At 60.0% G+C, this 15461-nt stretch carries 15 protein-coding genes; 11 read left to right on the forward strand and 4 right to left on the reverse strand.

What is annotated here, in order from left to right; all coding sequences use genetic code 11:
* Nucleotides 1-1167, forward strand: a complete 1167-nt coding sequence (solA, locus tag FBZ99_RS15580; protein WP_113350590.1) for an N-methyl-L-tryptophan oxidase — start codon at nt 1-3, stop codon at nt 1165-1167.
* A gap of 1 nt (nt 1168) precedes the next feature.
* Here the strand turns inward: solA and FBZ99_RS15585 are convergent, their stop codons facing one another.
* Together FBZ99_RS15585 and FBZ99_RS15590 are read right to left on the reverse strand one after the other, a co-directional pair.
* Complete coding sequence (locus FBZ99_RS15585) at nt 1169-1663, reverse strand: cytochrome b (protein ID WP_069610354.1); 495 nt, start codon at nt 1661-1663, stop codon at nt 1169-1171.
* Nucleotides 1664-1867: 204 nt separating this feature from the next.
* Entirely contained in the window at nt 1868-3283 is a 1416-nt protein-coding gene (locus FBZ99_RS15590; protein WP_113350589.1) for an aldehyde dehydrogenase family protein, read from the reverse strand.
* Between the two features lie 94 nt (nt 3284-3377).
* Between FBZ99_RS15590 and FBZ99_RS15595 the strand changes: the two genes are divergently transcribed.
* Together FBZ99_RS15595 and FBZ99_RS15600 are read left to right on the forward strand one after the other, a co-directional pair.
* A complete protein-coding gene (locus FBZ99_RS15595; protein WP_113350588.1) occupies nt 3378-4274 on the forward strand; it encodes a LysR family transcriptional regulator in 897 nt (298 codons plus the stop codon).
* Nucleotides 4275-4395: 121 nt separating this feature from the next.
* Complete coding sequence (locus FBZ99_RS15600; RefSeq protein WP_113350587.1) at nt 4396-5013, forward strand: O-methyltransferase; 618 nt, start codon at nt 4396-4398, stop codon at nt 5011-5013.
* 49 nt (nt 5014-5062) lie between these two features.
* Here FBZ99_RS15600 and FBZ99_RS15605 read toward each other — a convergent pair whose 3' ends face one another.
* Both FBZ99_RS15605 and FBZ99_RS15610 read right to left on the reverse strand, forming a co-directional pair.
* Entirely contained in the window at nt 5063-5821 is a 759-nt protein-coding gene (locus tag FBZ99_RS15605; protein ID WP_113350586.1) for an alpha/beta fold hydrolase, read from the reverse strand.
* Between the two features lie 50 nt (nt 5822-5871).
* Nucleotides 5872-7644, reverse strand: coding sequence for a cytochrome c biogenesis protein DipZ (locus FBZ99_RS15610; RefSeq protein ID WP_113350585.1), 1773 nt, complete (start codon nt 7642-7644; stop codon nt 5872-5874).
* A 360-nt stretch (nt 7645-8004) separates the two neighbouring features.
* Here FBZ99_RS15610 and FBZ99_RS15615 point away from each other — a divergent pair, with 360 nt between their 5' ends.
* From FBZ99_RS15615 to FBZ99_RS15650, 8 genes are all read left to right on the forward strand, one after another.
* Complete coding sequence (locus tag FBZ99_RS15615) at nt 8005-9057, forward strand: alpha/beta fold hydrolase (protein WP_113350584.1); 1053 nt, start codon at nt 8005-8007, stop codon at nt 9055-9057.
* Nucleotides 9058-9167: 110 nt separating this feature from the next.
* On the forward strand, nt 9168-9908 hold the full coding sequence (locus FBZ99_RS15620) for a response regulator (RefSeq protein ID WP_145633969.1): 741 nt from the start codon (nt 9168-9170) through the stop codon (nt 9906-9908).
* Entirely contained in the window at nt 9905-11227 is a 1323-nt protein-coding gene (locus tag FBZ99_RS15625; protein ID WP_113350583.1) for an ATP-binding protein, read from the forward strand. The genes FBZ99_RS15620 and FBZ99_RS15625 overlap by 4 nt, the downstream gene beginning before the upstream one ends.
* A gap of 459 nt (nt 11228-11686) precedes the next feature.
* Complete coding sequence (locus FBZ99_RS15630) at nt 11687-12103, forward strand: organic hydroperoxide resistance protein (RefSeq protein WP_113329666.1); 417 nt, start codon at nt 11687-11689, stop codon at nt 12101-12103.
* A gap of 314 nt (nt 12104-12417) precedes the next feature.
* Complete coding sequence (gene minC, locus FBZ99_RS15635) at nt 12418-13149, forward strand: septum site-determining protein MinC (protein ID WP_113350581.1); 732 nt, start codon at nt 12418-12420, stop codon at nt 13147-13149.
* Nucleotides 13150-13178: 29 nt separating this feature from the next.
* Entirely contained in the window at nt 13179-13994 is an 816-nt protein-coding gene (minD, locus tag FBZ99_RS15640) for a septum site-determining protein MinD (RefSeq protein ID WP_113350580.1), read from the forward strand.
* A complete protein-coding gene (minE, locus tag FBZ99_RS15645; RefSeq protein WP_069610364.1) occupies nt 13991-14251 on the forward strand; it encodes a cell division topological specificity factor MinE in 261 nt (86 codons plus the stop codon). The genes minD and minE overlap by 4 nt, the downstream gene beginning before the upstream one ends.
* Nucleotides 14252-14558: 307 nt before the next feature.
* Nucleotides 14559-15338, forward strand: coding sequence for a polysaccharide deacetylase family protein (locus tag FBZ99_RS15650; protein ID WP_113351036.1), 780 nt, complete (start codon nt 14559-14561; stop codon nt 15336-15338).
* Nucleotides 15339-15461 lie beyond the last annotated feature (123 nt).

Genomic DNA, 15461 nt, shown 5'->3' on the forward strand with positions numbered 1-15461 from the left:
ATGACTGCGGAATTCGACCTTGCCGTCATTGGCCTCGGCGCAATGGGAAGTGCAGCCTTGTCTTTCGCCGCAGCGCGCGGTGCAAAGGCGATCGGGATCGAGGCACATTTCCCCGCCCATGTGCTCAGCTCCTCGCATGGCGACAGCCGCCTGATCCGCCTCGGCTACTTCGAAGATCCGTCCTATGTTCCGCTGCTGAAGCGTGCCTATCAAAACTGGCGCTCACTGGAGGCGCGGCTGCGGGCCGAAATCCTGACCGTCACGGGTGTCCTGCAGATTGGCACGCCCGACAGCAAGATCGTCAGCGGCACGCGCGCCTCCTGTGACATGCATGGATTGCCGCACGAGATACTCGATCGCGATGCCATGAAGCGGCGCTTTCCGGCTTTTGCGCTGGAAGAAGGGGAGGTCGGCGTGCTCGATCCGCAGGGCGGCTATGTCAGGCCTGAAGCAGCGATCATGGGCTATTTGAAGCTTGCGGCGGAAGATGGTGCCGTTTTGCATTTCGGCGAGCGCGTTGTCGTGATCGAGCCCGACGATACGGGCGTGACGGTCGTTTCCTCGACGGGACGATATCGCGCCCGCAAGGTGATCGTTGCAACAGGTGCATGGATTGCCGAACTCGTGCCACAGCTGAAGGCGCACGCACAGCCGATCCGCCAGGTGGTTGCCTGGTATCAGCCGAGGGACGGTTTTGTTGCTGAGCCGCAGCGCATGCCCTGCTTCCTGCGGGATGAAGGCGCCGAAGGCTCCTATTTCGGCTTTCCGGCCATTGGCATCGATGGTGTGAAAATCGGCCGCCATGCTCACTTCAGGGAGCCGATCGATCCCGCCATGCCCAATCCGCCGGTCAATGACGCCGACACCGATCTGCTCGACAGCTTCGCCCGCAAGCGCTTGCCGAATGCCGCGTCATATCGCGTGCGGGCGACGACCTGCCGCTATACAATGCTGCCGAGCGAAGATTTTCTCATCGATAAAGTGCCTGGACAGCCGAATGTGGTGGTCTCGTCAGCCTGTTCCGGCCACGGCTTCAAGTTTACGAGCGTGGTCGGCGAGATACTCGCCGATCTGGCGCTCCAAGGCGGCAGCGCGCTGCCGACTGCTCTGTTCTCCTTCGAAAAGCACTTGGCGGCCAACCCGCTTAGCCGCCAATTTCGCAGATGACCTAGCCGATCGTCATACGTCGCAAGACATCCGATTTGAAATAGAAGTGCTGAACAAACGCTCCGAATATGTGCAGTACGACGGCGATCCAAAGCAGCGTCTTGATCGGGCCGCCATGGACGAAGGCGGCTGTATCGATACCGAAATAGTAGGCTGCCATTCCCGATAGGGGCATTGCGAAGATCAGTGCGTAGAGCAGGAAATGCGTGATGTTTGCGATGTAATGTAGAAATGCGGGCTGATTGTCGGGCAATGCTGGGACATCGGACACCAATCTCAGGCAAAGGCGCACGATAGCCAGCAGCAGGATCGCGATACCGGCATAGGCATGGATGTTGGCACTGGCGACATCGGCCGGTGTTGGCACCTGGCCATGCCGCACAAGACGCCGCCACGCGTTCATGCCATCGGGAAACAGGAGATTGAAAAAGATGAGAATGGCCATGAGCCAATGAAGAATGCGTTGCGGAGCAGAGTAGGTCGATCTGGCAGGCATCGGGTCTCCTTAAATTGGAATTGTTCTAAAGGTAGAACATGATTCTAACGAGAACCTGAATGCGAGCCTTCCAGCGTACTTCGTTCGGCATCCTCATATCCTGGCGCATACCTGGCGGTATCCTGAGGGCGCCAGCCTTCGCGTCCGGCTAGGGAGGTGCCCGGAAGGCTGTTAAGCTCTTCCGGGGCTCCGGGCTTCCTCACATCAGCTGAGCACCGCGCGCGGTTCGAGAAATGATTCCAGGCCGAAGGCGCCGAATTCTCGGCCTATGCCCGAGTGCTTGAAGCCGCCGAAGGGTGCAGTCGGTTCATGCGGCGCGCCATTGATGACGACGCGGCCCGCTTCGATGCGATCCGCCATCCGCTTTGCCCTGTCGACATCGGCGGAGAAGATGTAGGCCTGCAAACCATAGACGGTGTCATTGGCGATCTCGAGTGCATGCGTCTCATCGCGATAAGGGATGACGCAGAGTACCGGTCCGAAAATCTCTTCGCGAGCGATCCTCATGTCGCTATTGACGCGGGAGAAGATGGTTGGACGAACGAACCAGCCGCGATCGACCCCTTCCGGCCGGCCTTCACCACCCGCGAGCAGCCACGCGCCTTCTTCCTGGCCGAGACGGATATAGGATTGCACGCGATCCCATTGTTTCCGGCTGACCATGGGGCCGATCCTGACGGCGGGATCGCTTGCATCGCCCACCTTGAGTGTCGCAACCGCTTGAGTCAGACGATCGTGGATTTCCGCCAGCCGGCCTTCGGGCGCGAGAATGCGTGTGCCGGCGATGCAGGCCTGGCCGCTATTGGCAAATCCGGCTGCCAAGACCTGCGGGATGACAAGATCGAGATCGGCATCGTCGAGAATGATGTTTGGGCTCTTGCCGCCAAGCTCAAGCGTCACGCGCTTAAAGGTCGCCGACGCCGCCTGAAGGATCGCCCGTCCCGTCACCGTCGAGCCGGTGAAGCTGATCTTTGCGATGTCGTGGTGGCTGCTGAGAGCGGCGCCTACCACATGGCCGTAGCCGTTGACGATGTTGAAAATCCCATTCGGCAGGCCGGCCGCATGCAGGCACTCGGTGAGGAGTTGCGTCTGGATCGCGCTCATCTCGGAGGGCTTGATGACCATGGTCGCGCCTGCAGCGATGGCTGTGGCCAGCTTGTTGCAGATGAAGCCGTAATTGCTGTTCCAGGGCGTGATCGCGGCTGCAACACCGGCTGGGCGCATCTCTATTTCCGCATGGCCGATACGGCGGCGAAATTCATAGGTTTCGAGTGTCTTGGCCATGTTGAGGAATGCCGTGGCGGCATGTGGCACCGAAAAACCGATGAAGGATGCCGGCGCGCCATATTCCTCGCGCATGGCGTCGGTGAGGTCTGAGGCTCTGGCCGCAACGGCGTCGTGCAGGCTGTGCAGCATGGCGACGCGCTCGGCCTTCGAGCTTTGCGACTGGCTCGCAAATGCCGCCTTGGCGGCGCTGACAGCGTTGTCGACATCCTGCTCGTCGCCAAGGCATACGGTGCCGATCCGCTCTTCCGTGGCCGGGTTGAAAAGAGGTGCTTCCTCTTTGCCATGGGGCCGAACGAAGCTGCCATTGATGTAAATCGTATCTATCGCGCGCATGAGCGTCTCCTTCATCTTCACGACAGAGGTAAGATGCGCTATCTGTTCGGTCTAGTAGGACAAAGTGGGACAGGCTGATAAGGAAAATCGCGCAATGAAGGCTAGTCTGGCGGAGCTTGAGGCGATCGCTGCGGTTGCCCGCCATGGCGGTTTTCGCGCGGCCGCCCGCGAACTCGGGATGTCCTCCTCGGCGCTCAGCCACGCGGTCGCAACACTGGAGGAGCGCCTGTCCGTACGGATATTCAACAGGACGACGCGCAGTGTCACGCTATCGGATGCCGGTGAGCGCTTCGTGGCGGAAGTGGCGCCGGCGCTTGTGGCAATCGACAGGGCTATCGAAAATGCAGGCCTGTCTTCCGGTACGATATCAGGCACGCTTCGTCTCAATATGGCGCCCGGCGCAGCGCGCATACTACTGACGCCGCTTATTCTCGAATATGGCCGGCGCTATCCTGATGTCGAAATCGAGATCGTCACCGATAACGCCTTGGTCGATGTCATCGGCAAGGGCTTTGACGCCGGCATCCGGATTGCCGAGGCAGTTCCGACCGATATGGTCGCAATCCCGATTATTCCGACGCTGCGCTCGCTGGTCGTCGGCTCACCTGCCTATTTCAGCAACAGGCCATACCCGCTTGTTCCGGGCGATCTCCTGCGACATCGCTGCATCCGTGCTCGCATGGCGAGCGGCAAGCTTTATCGCTGGGAGTTCGAGCGGCACGGCCAGTCCATCCTTGTCGATGCACCGGGAAGCCTCACCCTCGATGCTTCCGACCTGATGTTAAGCGCTGCGCTCGAGGGGGCGGGGCTGGCCTATATCAGCGAAGCCTCCGTTGCCGGGCACATAGCGGCGGGCAATCTGATCGCGGTGCTGGAGGATTGGAGCCCACCCTATCCGGGGCTCAGCCTGTATTTTGCCCAGCGCCGCCAGATGCCGGCCCGATTGCGGGCCTTGATCGAGCTGATCCGCGAGCACAATGCGTCCCGCTGAACGTCGGTGAAAGATTAAGTTTCAGACATGAATCTCCATAGCGCTTGAGTGGCGCCATATCGAGATGTAGCCATATCGCCTGAGATATCGTCGAGATGATTGCTTGGAAGGTGAGCGTGTCATGGACCAGAAGATCGAAGCCGTTCTCGAAGCCTATCATGGGCTAATTCGTGAAGAGCACAGCAAGCCGAGGGAAATGCCGCCGGGCGGGCGTGACGGTGGTCAGGATCGTCGGTTGAGGGCGGTCGGACCGGAGACGGGTCGCTTCATCAACATTCTGGCGAAGAGCCTGAAGGCGCCCACCATTCTGGAGCTTGGCACATCCTTCGGCTATTCAGGTATCTGGCTTGCTGAGGCCGCGCGCGCCAGCGGCGGCAAGCTTATTTCCATGGAGTTGCACGCCTACAAGACCGAGTTTGCCAGAGAGATGGCCGAAAAGGCGGGGTTATCGGCGCATATCGATTTCCAGATCGGCGATGCGGTGGAGATGATCAAGGCGCTGTCGTCCGGCGTCGATTTCGTGCTCGTTGACCTGTGGAAGGATCTCTACATCCCATGCCTTGAGGCCTTCTATCCGAAGCTCAATGCCGGCGCCATCATTGTGGCCGACAATATGTTCATGCCCGGGAATGAGGATGTGAAACGCTATGGCGAAGCCGTTCGCGCCAAACCTGGCATTACCTCTGTTCTGTTACCCGTCGGTTCCGGGATCGAAGTTAGCCGCTACGATCCTGTATAAGGACTGGAGGCAGGCGGCGGTTCATTCCTGAGCCGCCGTCTGCTTGAGTTTACTTGCCGGCGTCCTTGGCTGCCTTTTCGATGACGGCGGCGACCTTTTCCGGCTGCGAGGCGAAGACGGCATGGCTCGCCTTGATTTCGGTCACGTTGCTGCCGGCGCGCTTTGCCATGTCGCGCTCAAGCTCGGGGTTGATGGAGCGGTCGTTGGTTGCGACGACCGCCCAGCTCTTCTTCGCCCTCCAGGCGGGATCGCCGACTTTGGCGGTGAAGGCGGCCTTCGACGCGAAAACCTGTGACTTCGCCAGAAAATTGGCTTCATCCTTCGGCAGGTCGGCGGCAAAGTCAGCAGCGAAAGTCGCCGGATCGAGATAAAGATACTGGCCGTCCTTGGTTTCGCGGATGTTCATGCTACCTGCCGGCTTTGAGCTCGCAAGGCTGATCAGGCTCTCGCCCTTGTCGGGCTGGAACGCTGCGACATAGACGAGACCGGCAACATCAGGGCGATTGCCCGCTTCGGTGATGACCATGCCGCCATAGCTGTGGCCGACGAGCAGGCTCGGCCCGCTCTGAAGGTCGAGCACGCGATTGGTGGCGGCGACATCGTCAGCGAGCGAGGTGATCGGTTCCTGCACGACGGTGACGTTGAAGCCGTCCTTTTCAAGGATTGCGGCGGTCTTGCGCCATCCCGAACCGTCGGCAAGGGCGCCGTGGACGATAACGATGTTCTTGATCTCGGCTGCCTGCGCAGCAAAGGCAAAGGTGCTTGCGGCAAGGCCGAGAGCGATGATGGAGAGAAAACGGGTCTTCATGGGTATAACTCCTGTCAGTTGAGCTTCATGCTTGGGGGTGAAGGGGAATTTCAGCCGAAAGTGAAGGCGTAGGCCTGCACCCCGCGATCGAGGAAACGGATCTCGAAGTTACGGGCGGTGACATCACCGGACTGGCGGACGAGCTGATAGAGTCTGGTGGCCGTCACGGTGCCGTTGCCGTCGGAGTCGATATCGGAGCCATGGTCCATACCCGGCGCTTTTCCGTCCACGGTCACCTGGAAGCGGATCGGCTTTCCATCTGCCGAGGGGCCAAGGACGAGGTGCAGGTCGCGGGCGCTGAAGCGGTAAGTGATGCCGCCGCCTGCCTTATCGAGCGATGCCTGTTCCGGGCCGATTGTCCAGGTGCCCGTCAGACCCCATTGATTGAGGCCGGGATTGGCAATGGAATAGTCGGCGGCCGTATCTGCCTTCAGTCCTTCGGGGGAGACGAAGCCTGTCGCCTGGCTATAGCCGATATAGGTTTCGCCGGAGCGGATATGGCTGAGGTCCGGGCTTGCTTCCGCACCCTTTGCATTCGGAACCACAGGGGCGCTCTGGGCCATGTCGCTGCCTGCTTCGCGCAAGAGGTCCTGGATTGCCTGTTCCGTCTGGCGATAATTGCCTTCGCCGAAATGCTGGTAGCGGATCTGCCCCTTGGCATCGATCAGATAATGGGCAGGCCAGTAGTTGTTTTCGAAGGCTCGCCAGATGCGATAGTCGTTATCGATTGCAACGGGGTAGCTGATCTTGAAGTCGGCGACCGCCTTCTTGACGTTGTCGACATTCTTCTCGAAGGCGAATTCCGGAGCATGGACGCCGATGACGACGAGGCCCTGATCCTTATACTTTTCCGCCCAGGCACGAACATAGGGAATAGTGCGGATGCAGTTGATGCAGGAATAGGTCCAGAAATCGATGAGGACGACCTTGCCGCGAAGCTCGGCCGTCGTCAGCGGCTGCGAGTTCAGCCAGGTGACCGCGCCATCGAGCGACGGAGCGGGGCCTTCGACGGGCAGATCGCTGTGGAACGGGCGCACCGCGTCTGTCGCAACCTTGACGGCGCTGTTGCTGGCAACCTCGGTTTCCGGGGCTGAGGTCTTGGGGTGCAGCTTCTCCAGCAAGGCCTGCTCGAAGGAACCGGTGCTTGCGTAGGAGAGGCGGGCGAGCAGGCCGGTATCGAGGCCAAGGGCGATCGCTGCAACACCGGCCAAAACGGCGGCGCCAGCGAATTGGCGGATGCGTTCGCTGACGCCGAGAGACTGCTTCATGCGGGCAAAGATCTTGCCGCCGGCAAAGAGAGCAACGGCAAGCGAGGTCGCGGCACCGGCACCATAGGCAAGCAGCAGGAATGTCGTCTGCAGATTGGCGCCCTTCAAAGCCGCACCAGTCAGGACCAGTCCGAGGATCGGGCCGGCGCAAGGTGCCCAAAGCAGGCCGGTTGCGATGCCAAGCACGAAGGAGCTTCTGACGCTCGCTGTTGCCCGATTGGCCCCGGCGGCGTTCAGCAGGTTGTTGCCGAGATCGACGGCCGGTCGGGAGAGGGCGCTGGCGATGCGCGGCGAAATCAAGCTCAGGCCGAAGAGGCCGAGCAGAACGATCGCCGCGAGGCGGCCATATTCATTGGCGCGGATCGCCCAGGCACCGCCGACAGCAGCCAGCGTCGCGACGACAGCAAAGGTGAGCGCCATGCCCGCAAGCATGGGAAGCGTGCTGCGGACGAAGGGCTGTCCTGCACGGGCAAAGACGAAGGGGAGGATGGGCAGGATGCACGGACTGAGAATCGTCAGCGCTCCTCCGAGATAAGCTATGATAAGAAGCGTCATCGTTCTTGTTCCTTTAGAAGCGATTGAGCGGCTGCGAACGGCCAGGTGCCGTGTGCAGCAGTGACGCTATCTGCCGGTGGCGACGTATCTCAAATGTGTCTGATTGGATGGCCGAATGTACCGAAACGTCGACGTCTCGGGCTGCGATACATTGCGATACAAATTGATTGTCGCGAGCCGATTTGGACAGGGGTCTCGGCGCCTATCGAATGTTTGCGGGTCAGGCGTAGTGGATTGTATCACACTGTATCTGTGCCGCCGGAAGCTACAAAGGCATTCAAAACGCCGCTGGCTGCGACACATCGGCGATACATGCGGCTGGCTTTCTTATGCTCACGATCCAATCGACAGGAGATAGAGATGTCCGAGGAAATCAACCACACCCGCCGCCGCTTTTTCGGCATGGCCGCCATCGCCGTCGCCGCCGCCGAATTCGGCCTGCCTGCCATTGCCGGCGCACAAGAAACAAAGGCTTCCACATCGACCCTGCCGGCGATCAAGGCCGGCACTCACACGTCCTTCGGCGCGCTGAAGCAGATCAATGCCGGCGTGCTCAATGTCGGTTATGCGGAAGCCGGCCCGGCCGATGGCCCGGTCGTCCTGCTGCTGCACGGCTGGCCCTATGACATCTACAGCTTCGTCGATGTCGCGCCGCTCTTGGCCGGTGCCGGCTACCGGGTCATCATCCCCTATCTTCGCGGCTACGGGACCACCCGCTTCCTTTCGAAAGACACGCCGCGCAATGGTCAGCAGGCAGCCCTTGCCGTCGACATGATTGCGCTGCTCGACGCGCTGAAGATCGAAAAGGTTGTAGTTGCCGGCTATGATTGGGGTGGCCGCACCGCTGACATCATGGCGGCTCTCTGGCCTGAGCGTTGTAAGGTGCTGGTCTCCGTCAGCGGCTATCTCATCGGCAGCCAGGAGCTCAACCGCAAGCCGCTGCCGCCAAAGGCAGAGCTCGCATGGTGGTATCAATTCTATTTCGCCACCGAGCGCGGCCGTCTCGGCTACCAGGAGAATCGGCACGATTTCGCAAAGCTGATCTGGCACACCGCCTCGCCGCAATGGGCTTTTGACGATGCCACTTTCGATCGCTCGGCCGCAGCATTCGACAACCCCGACCATGTCGATATCGTCATCCATAACTACCGCTGGCGCCTCGGTCTGGTCGAAGGCGAAGCGAAGTTCGATGCCTATGAAAAGAAGCTCGCCGCCGGCCCGGTGATTTCAATCCCGACCATCACCATGGAAGGTGACGCCAACGGCGCGCCGCATCCGGAGCCTGCGGCCTATCGCGGCAAGTTCTCGGGCAAGTACGAGCATCGCACCATCACTGGCGGCATCGGCCACAATCTGCCGCAGGAAGCGCCGCAGGCTTTCGCCCAGGCTGTAATAGATGTTGATCGTTTCTAGTTCAGCGGTAGCGTGTGGGAGGGTGCCGGCGTAAGCTGGCGCCTCCTGTCGTTGGTGCTATGAGGGAATGTTCGTAGCTCGATGCTTACGATGATGAGTGGGAAATCGAAATGGATCATATCGACCATATCCTGATCGTGGATGACGATCGGGAAATCCGCGAACTGGTGTCGAGCTATCTGAAAAAGAACGGTTTGCGGGCGACAACGGCCGCCGATGGCCGGCAGATGCGCAGTTTCCTCGAGGCCAATTCGGTCGATCTGATCGTGCTCGACGTGATGATGCCTGGTGATGACGGCCTGGTACTGTGTCGCGAGCTTCGTGCGGGAACGCACAAGGCGACACCCATTCTGATGCTGACAGCGCGCAGCGACGAAATGGACCGCATTCTCGGCTTGGAAATGGGCGCGGACGATTATCTGGCAAAGCCGTTTGCCGCCCGCGAGCTCCTCGCCCGCATCAAGGCGGTTCTGAGGCGCACCCGCATGCTGCCGCCCAACCTGCAGATCAGCGAAGCCGGTCAATTGTTGGTCTTCGGAGACTGGCGGCTGGATACGGTCGGCCGTCATCTGCTCGATAAGGACGGCACGGAGATCACGCTTAGCGGTGCGGAATACCGCCTGCTGCGCGTCTTTATCGATCATCCGCAGCGGGTGCTCAATCGCGACCAGCTTCTGAACCTCACCCAGGGCCGCGACGCCGATCTCTTCGATCGGTCCATAGACCTCCTCGTCAGCCGTCTTCGCCAGCGGTTGGGGGATGACGCCCGGGAGCCGATGTATATCAAGACGGTGCGCAGCGAAGGCTATGTCTTCTCCGTGCCGGTGGAAATTGCGGAGCTTCGCCCATGACGGTGGTCGACCTTCCGGGTCACCGGCCATGGTGGCCGAGTACCCTGCGTGCACGCATTTCGCTGATCCTGCTGGCCGGGCTCGCGATCGCTTACGGCCTGTCTTTCAGCGTGCTCTATATCGAGCGCTACATGTCGGCAAAGGCGGTCATGCTCGGCACGCTGGAGAACGACGTTGCGACCTCGATCGCCGTTCTTGATCGCCTGCCGGCCGATGAGAGGGCGAATTTCGTCGATTGGCTCAGCCGCGGCAATTACAATTTCGAGCTGGGGACGGGCCTGCCTGGTGTGCCCGATACCTCTGCCCATGGCGCGGAGATCGCCGCCAAGATAGAAGAGGCGGTTGGCCATCGCTTTCCCATTCGCATGGAATCGATACCAGGGCCGATCTCGCGGCTGCAGGCACATCTCAATTTGAGCGATGGCAGTCCGCTGACGATCGATGTTACGCCCAAGGGCGTCATGCCGATCGCGGCCTGGCTGCCCTATGTCTTCGTTGTACAGATGCTGCTGATCGTGCTTTGTACCTGGTTTGCCGTCCGCCAAGCGACACGTCCGCTCGCCGAGCTTGCTGCTGCGGCCGATGCGCTCGATCCGAACAACAAGAGCCCGGCCTTGAGCGATCGGGGGCCGAGCGAAGTCGCGCATGCCGCCAGGGCCTTCAACGCCATGCGGGATCGAATAGCGCATTATCTCGAAGAGCGCGTGCAGATCCTTGCGGCGATATCGCACGATCTGCAGACGCCGATCACCCGCATGCGCCTGCGCGCCGATATCGCCGACGATTCGCCCGAGAAGACCAAGCTGCTGCAGGATCTCGGCGAGATCGAGCGTCTGGTGCAGGACGGGATCGCCTATGCACGCAGCGCCCACGGCAATGGCGAGAAGAGCGCACGCATCGATCTTGCCTCCTTCATCGAAAGCATCAGCTACGATTATCAGGACACCGGAAAATCCGTCGAGATTCTTGGCCTGATCCAGGGCACGGCGACGACGAAGCCGCATGCGCTCCGCCGCATCCTTACCAACTTCATCGATAATGCCCTGAAATTTGCCGGTGCGGCGGAGATCGCCGTGGAGCGGCGGGATACGGGCCAAATTGCGATCACTGTTCTGGATCGCGGTCCCGGCATTCCGCAGGACCAGATAGAGGCGGCCATGCAGCCCTTCTTCCGGCTGGAGCAATCGCGCAACCGCAACACGGGCGGTACGGGGCTCGGGTTGGCGATTGCCCAGCAGCTAGCCCAGACGCTCGGTGGCTCCGTCAGGCTCTATAACCGCGAGGGCGGCGGCCTGGCCGCCGAAGTTGTTATTTCCTGATCGCGCGGAAAGGATTTAGATAAACTGGTCGTTCTGTTCGTCCGGATAGCGGTTAAATCCAACCAAAGAGCCACGCTAGTAATAGGAGCATAATAGCTAGCGCCAACCAAGACAGGAGTCGTTCTCTGGATCGTCGTTTGGCATCCTCTTTGGAAACAACTTTATATGCCTCCATCCGAATCTTCTCTGCGTCCCCGTCCAGATCGCGTGTCTCGAAATGTTGTCTGGTTTCGTTATACCCCAAGCGTGTCTCTGACTTCGCTGTTCCCGTTATCTGGTCCATTTATTATTTTCAGGATCTTTGTAAGCAATTGTATCCGGCCTGTTGGCGCCTACGTTTTGTAACACTTCCGGCGATTTCGGAAACATGCCGGATACGTCGATCCATCAAAAACAACTCCGTCAACTGACGTTGCCCCCACAGCATAGCAGACAGGCAGCGCAACAAAGGAGTGTTCCATGACCAAGATCGACAAGGTTCTCTACACCGGCAAGACCCACACCATCGGTGGCCGCGACGGCTTCGCGCGCAGCGATGACAACCAGCTGGATGTCAAGCTTTCGCCTCCCGGCAGCGCCCATGCCGGCACCAATCCCGAGCAGCTCTTTGCCGCCGGCTGGTCGGCGTGCTTCATCGGAGCCATGGGCCTGGCCGCTGGCAAGCGCAAGATCAAGCTTCCTGCCGATCTCGCCGTCGATGCCGAAGTGGATCTGGGTACCACGGATGGTGCTTACTTCCTGCAGGCGCGCCTGACCATCAGCATGCCCGGCATCGAGCCAGAGCTTGCCCGTACGCTGGTCGAGGAAGCTCACCAGACCTGCCCCTATTCGAAGGCGACTCGCGGCAACATCAATGTCGAGCTGAAGCTCGCCTGAGAATCGCTCAAGCGTCGATATTGCGCGTCGTTCCGGAAGGTGCGGCGCGCCGAATCGTTAATTTTTCTGCATTGACTATCAAGCAGGCCGGCGCCTGCTTTTCCCTCTGGAGGATCTCATGCGACCAATCATTCTTCTCCTTGCAGGAGCTGCGATTTTTGCCGCTCCCTGCGTCTACGACCCCAGCTCCAACGAGCCTTCGGCGCTTGCGAGCCTCGCCGTTTTGTGGGGCGGTTCGGGCCCCAATCGAGCCCCGAATTAACCATTTGTTAACCATATCAACGGTACACAGGATCAACGATTTATTCACATAGATGACCAAAGTGCTAACAGACGCTCGTTCGATCCGTATCAAGGGCCGCTCTTTTCTTGCGGTCATGCTTTCGCCGGATCTTCCGCTGGATCAGTGGTTGACCAGGCTTGACGACCTAGCAGCCCGTTCGGCCGGCTTCTTTCTGGGGCGGCCGGTCGTGCTCGACATCACCGACCTGCCGATCGACAAGGCGCAGCTCAAGGAGCTGATTGCCGAGCTTTCGGCTCGCAATGTCAGCATCATGGGCATCGAGGGCGGTCGCCCGTCGATATCTGGACCCGGCATGCCTCCGATCCTGAAGGGCGGGCGTCCGGCTGCCGATTTCGAAGTCTCCGAGGCCGAGCCGGTCGTCGAACGCCGCAACAGCGAGCCCAAGGCTGCGCCTCAGGAAGTGCGTGCGGTTACGCAGTCGCTGATCATCCGCGAGCCGGTACGCTCCGGCCAATCGGTGATCTTTCCCGAGGGCGATGTCACCGTCATCGGTTCGGTGGCATCGGGCGCGGAAGTCATTGCGGGTGGATCGGTCCATATTTACGGCGCCCTGCGCGGCCGCGCCATGGCGGGCTCGATCGGCAATGCCTCGGCGCGAATCTTTTGCCGCAAGCTCGAGGCCGAGCTGCTGGCGATCGATGGCATCTACAAGATGGCGGAAGACATATCACCCGGCCTCAAGGGGCAAGCCGTCCAGCTCTGGCTGGATGGTGAAACGATCATGGCCGAAAAACTAATCTGAGCCGAAGCCGGCCAAAACAGGAGAGCAAGATGGGCAAGGTAATCGTCGTCACATCAGGCAAGGGCGGAGTTGGAAAGACGACTTCGACGGCCGCATTGGGGGCGGCTCTGGCACAGAGAAACGAAAAGGTCGTCGTCGTCGATTTCGACGTTGGCCTGCGCAACCTCGATCTGGTCATGGGCGCGGAACGCCGCGTCGTCTATGATCTCGTCAACGTCATTCACGGCGATGCCAAGCTGCCGCAGGCCTTGATCCGCGACAAGCGGTTGGAGACGCTCTTCCTCCTGCCGGCTTCGCAGACGCGCGATAAGGACAATCTGACGCCCGAGGGTGTCGAGCGCGTCATCAACGAGCTCAAGAACTATTTCGACTGGGTCATCTGCGATAGCCCGGCCGGTATCGAGCGCGGCGCCACGCTTGCCATGCGCCATGCCGACGTCGCCGTCGTCGTCACCAACCCGGAAGTCTCCTCGGTACGCGATTCCGACCGGATCATCGGCCTGCTGGACTCCAAGACGCTGAAGGCGGAGCGCGGCGAGCGCATGGAAAAGCACCTGCTGCTGACCCGCTTCGATACTGGCCGCGCCGAACGCGGCGACATGCTGAAGGTCGACGACGTGCTGGAGATCCTCTCCATCCCGTTGCTCGGCATCATCCCGGAAAGCACTGATGTCCTGCGCGCGTCCAACCTCGGCTCGCCGGTGACGCTTGCCGATGCGCGCTGCGCGCCGTCGCTTGCCTATTTCGACGCCGCACGCCGTCTTGCCGGCGAGCAGGTGCCGATCACTATCCCCGGCGAGAAGCGGGGTATCTTCGGCAAGATCTTCGCAAGGAGGGCCGCATGAGCATTTTCGGACTGTTCCGCAAGCAGAGATCTGCACCTATGGCGCGTGAGCGTCTGCAGATTCTCCTTGCCCATGAGCGCGCCTCGATAGGCTCGGATCTCGTATCCGTGCTGAGGGAGGAAATCCTCGCCGTCATCGCCAAGCATGTGCAGGTCGATCGCGACAAGGTGCAGGTGAAGATGGATCGCGACAAGGATGTCTCCATGCTGGAGATCGATGTCGAGATCCCGCGTGATGCGGCCTTGCAGGCTGCCTGACGAAAGATCAGCGCTTGTAAAATGTGCGAATTCTGTCACATGGAATTCTCGTGTGACAGAATTGCTAAAATTTTCGCAGCCGCCTCTTGCAAAGGGTGCGATTCGCGATTATTTGCAGCCCATCACCTGTATCGATGGCCTGCCGCGTTGACATTTCTGTGTCGAGCCGGTGTTCGCTGTCCGGGTCAATAAGCAAGGGCGCTCCCCAGAAATGGGTAGAGCGCCCTTTGCTTTTGTCGCATTCCTGATGCTTTTCTTGTTCCATGCGATATGCCAGTTTGCAGCGATGAGGCGGGAGGCGGCTGGCTTGAGCGGGTTGAATTATCGAAGGAATGCGATCTTCAGATGGCTGCTCGCCAGCCTCTTGGTTGCGGCCTACGCCGTCTCTGCTCGCGCTGCCGATAAGACGATCTTTCTGACTTTCGATGACGGCCCTTTGCCTGGAACGAAGAACATTCTTTCCGTGCTAAGTCAGGAAAATGTCCCCGCCGCCATGTTCATGGTCGGCCAGCATGTCGAAACTATTCCAGCCGGGCGTGATCTCCTGGCAGAAGCCAAGGCGATGCCGCTGGTGACCGTCGGCAATCACAGCTACAGCCACGCCAATAATCGCTATAGACGATACTATTCCAATACCCAGGCCGTGGTTGCCGACATGCTACACGCCAATGAGGTGCTGGGTCTGACGCCGATCGTCAATGCGCGACTGCCGGGCAGGGACGTCTTCCGGCTTCCGACCGTATCGCGGGAGGATCTATCCATCAACGTTGCCCAATGGGAACGCGAGTGGCTGGATTACGAGCTCGTCGCCGAAGCAGGCTTCTATCTCTATGGCTGGGATTTCGAATGGGTGCATAGCGACGACGGCAAGCCGGTCCAATCGGTGGACCATCTCGTCAACGAGATCGACCACCTTTTTCAATACGGTCGTTTCACGCAGCGTGGAAAGATGATCCTGCTCATGCATGACGAGATGTTTCAGGACCAGTTCAATGGTCGCGAAAACCTGCAGTCGCTGATCCGCAAGCTTAGGGAGCGCGGCTACGCTTTCGGCGACATCAGGAATTATGCGCCCTCGAAACCTTGAACACTTCTGTGTCTTCAGGTTCGGGTCTGTGATCTCTCGGACATAGCGTGAAATCACCGTGCATGTTTGCGCGGCAGGGCGAAGGCTCGAGACAGAAGCGATCGTCGTTTTCGAATATGCTCG

This window comes from Rhizobium sp. ERR 1071, from assembly GCF_007828675.1.
GTDB lineage: Bacteria > Pseudomonadota > Alphaproteobacteria > Rhizobiales > Rhizobiaceae > Rhizobium > Rhizobium dioscoreae.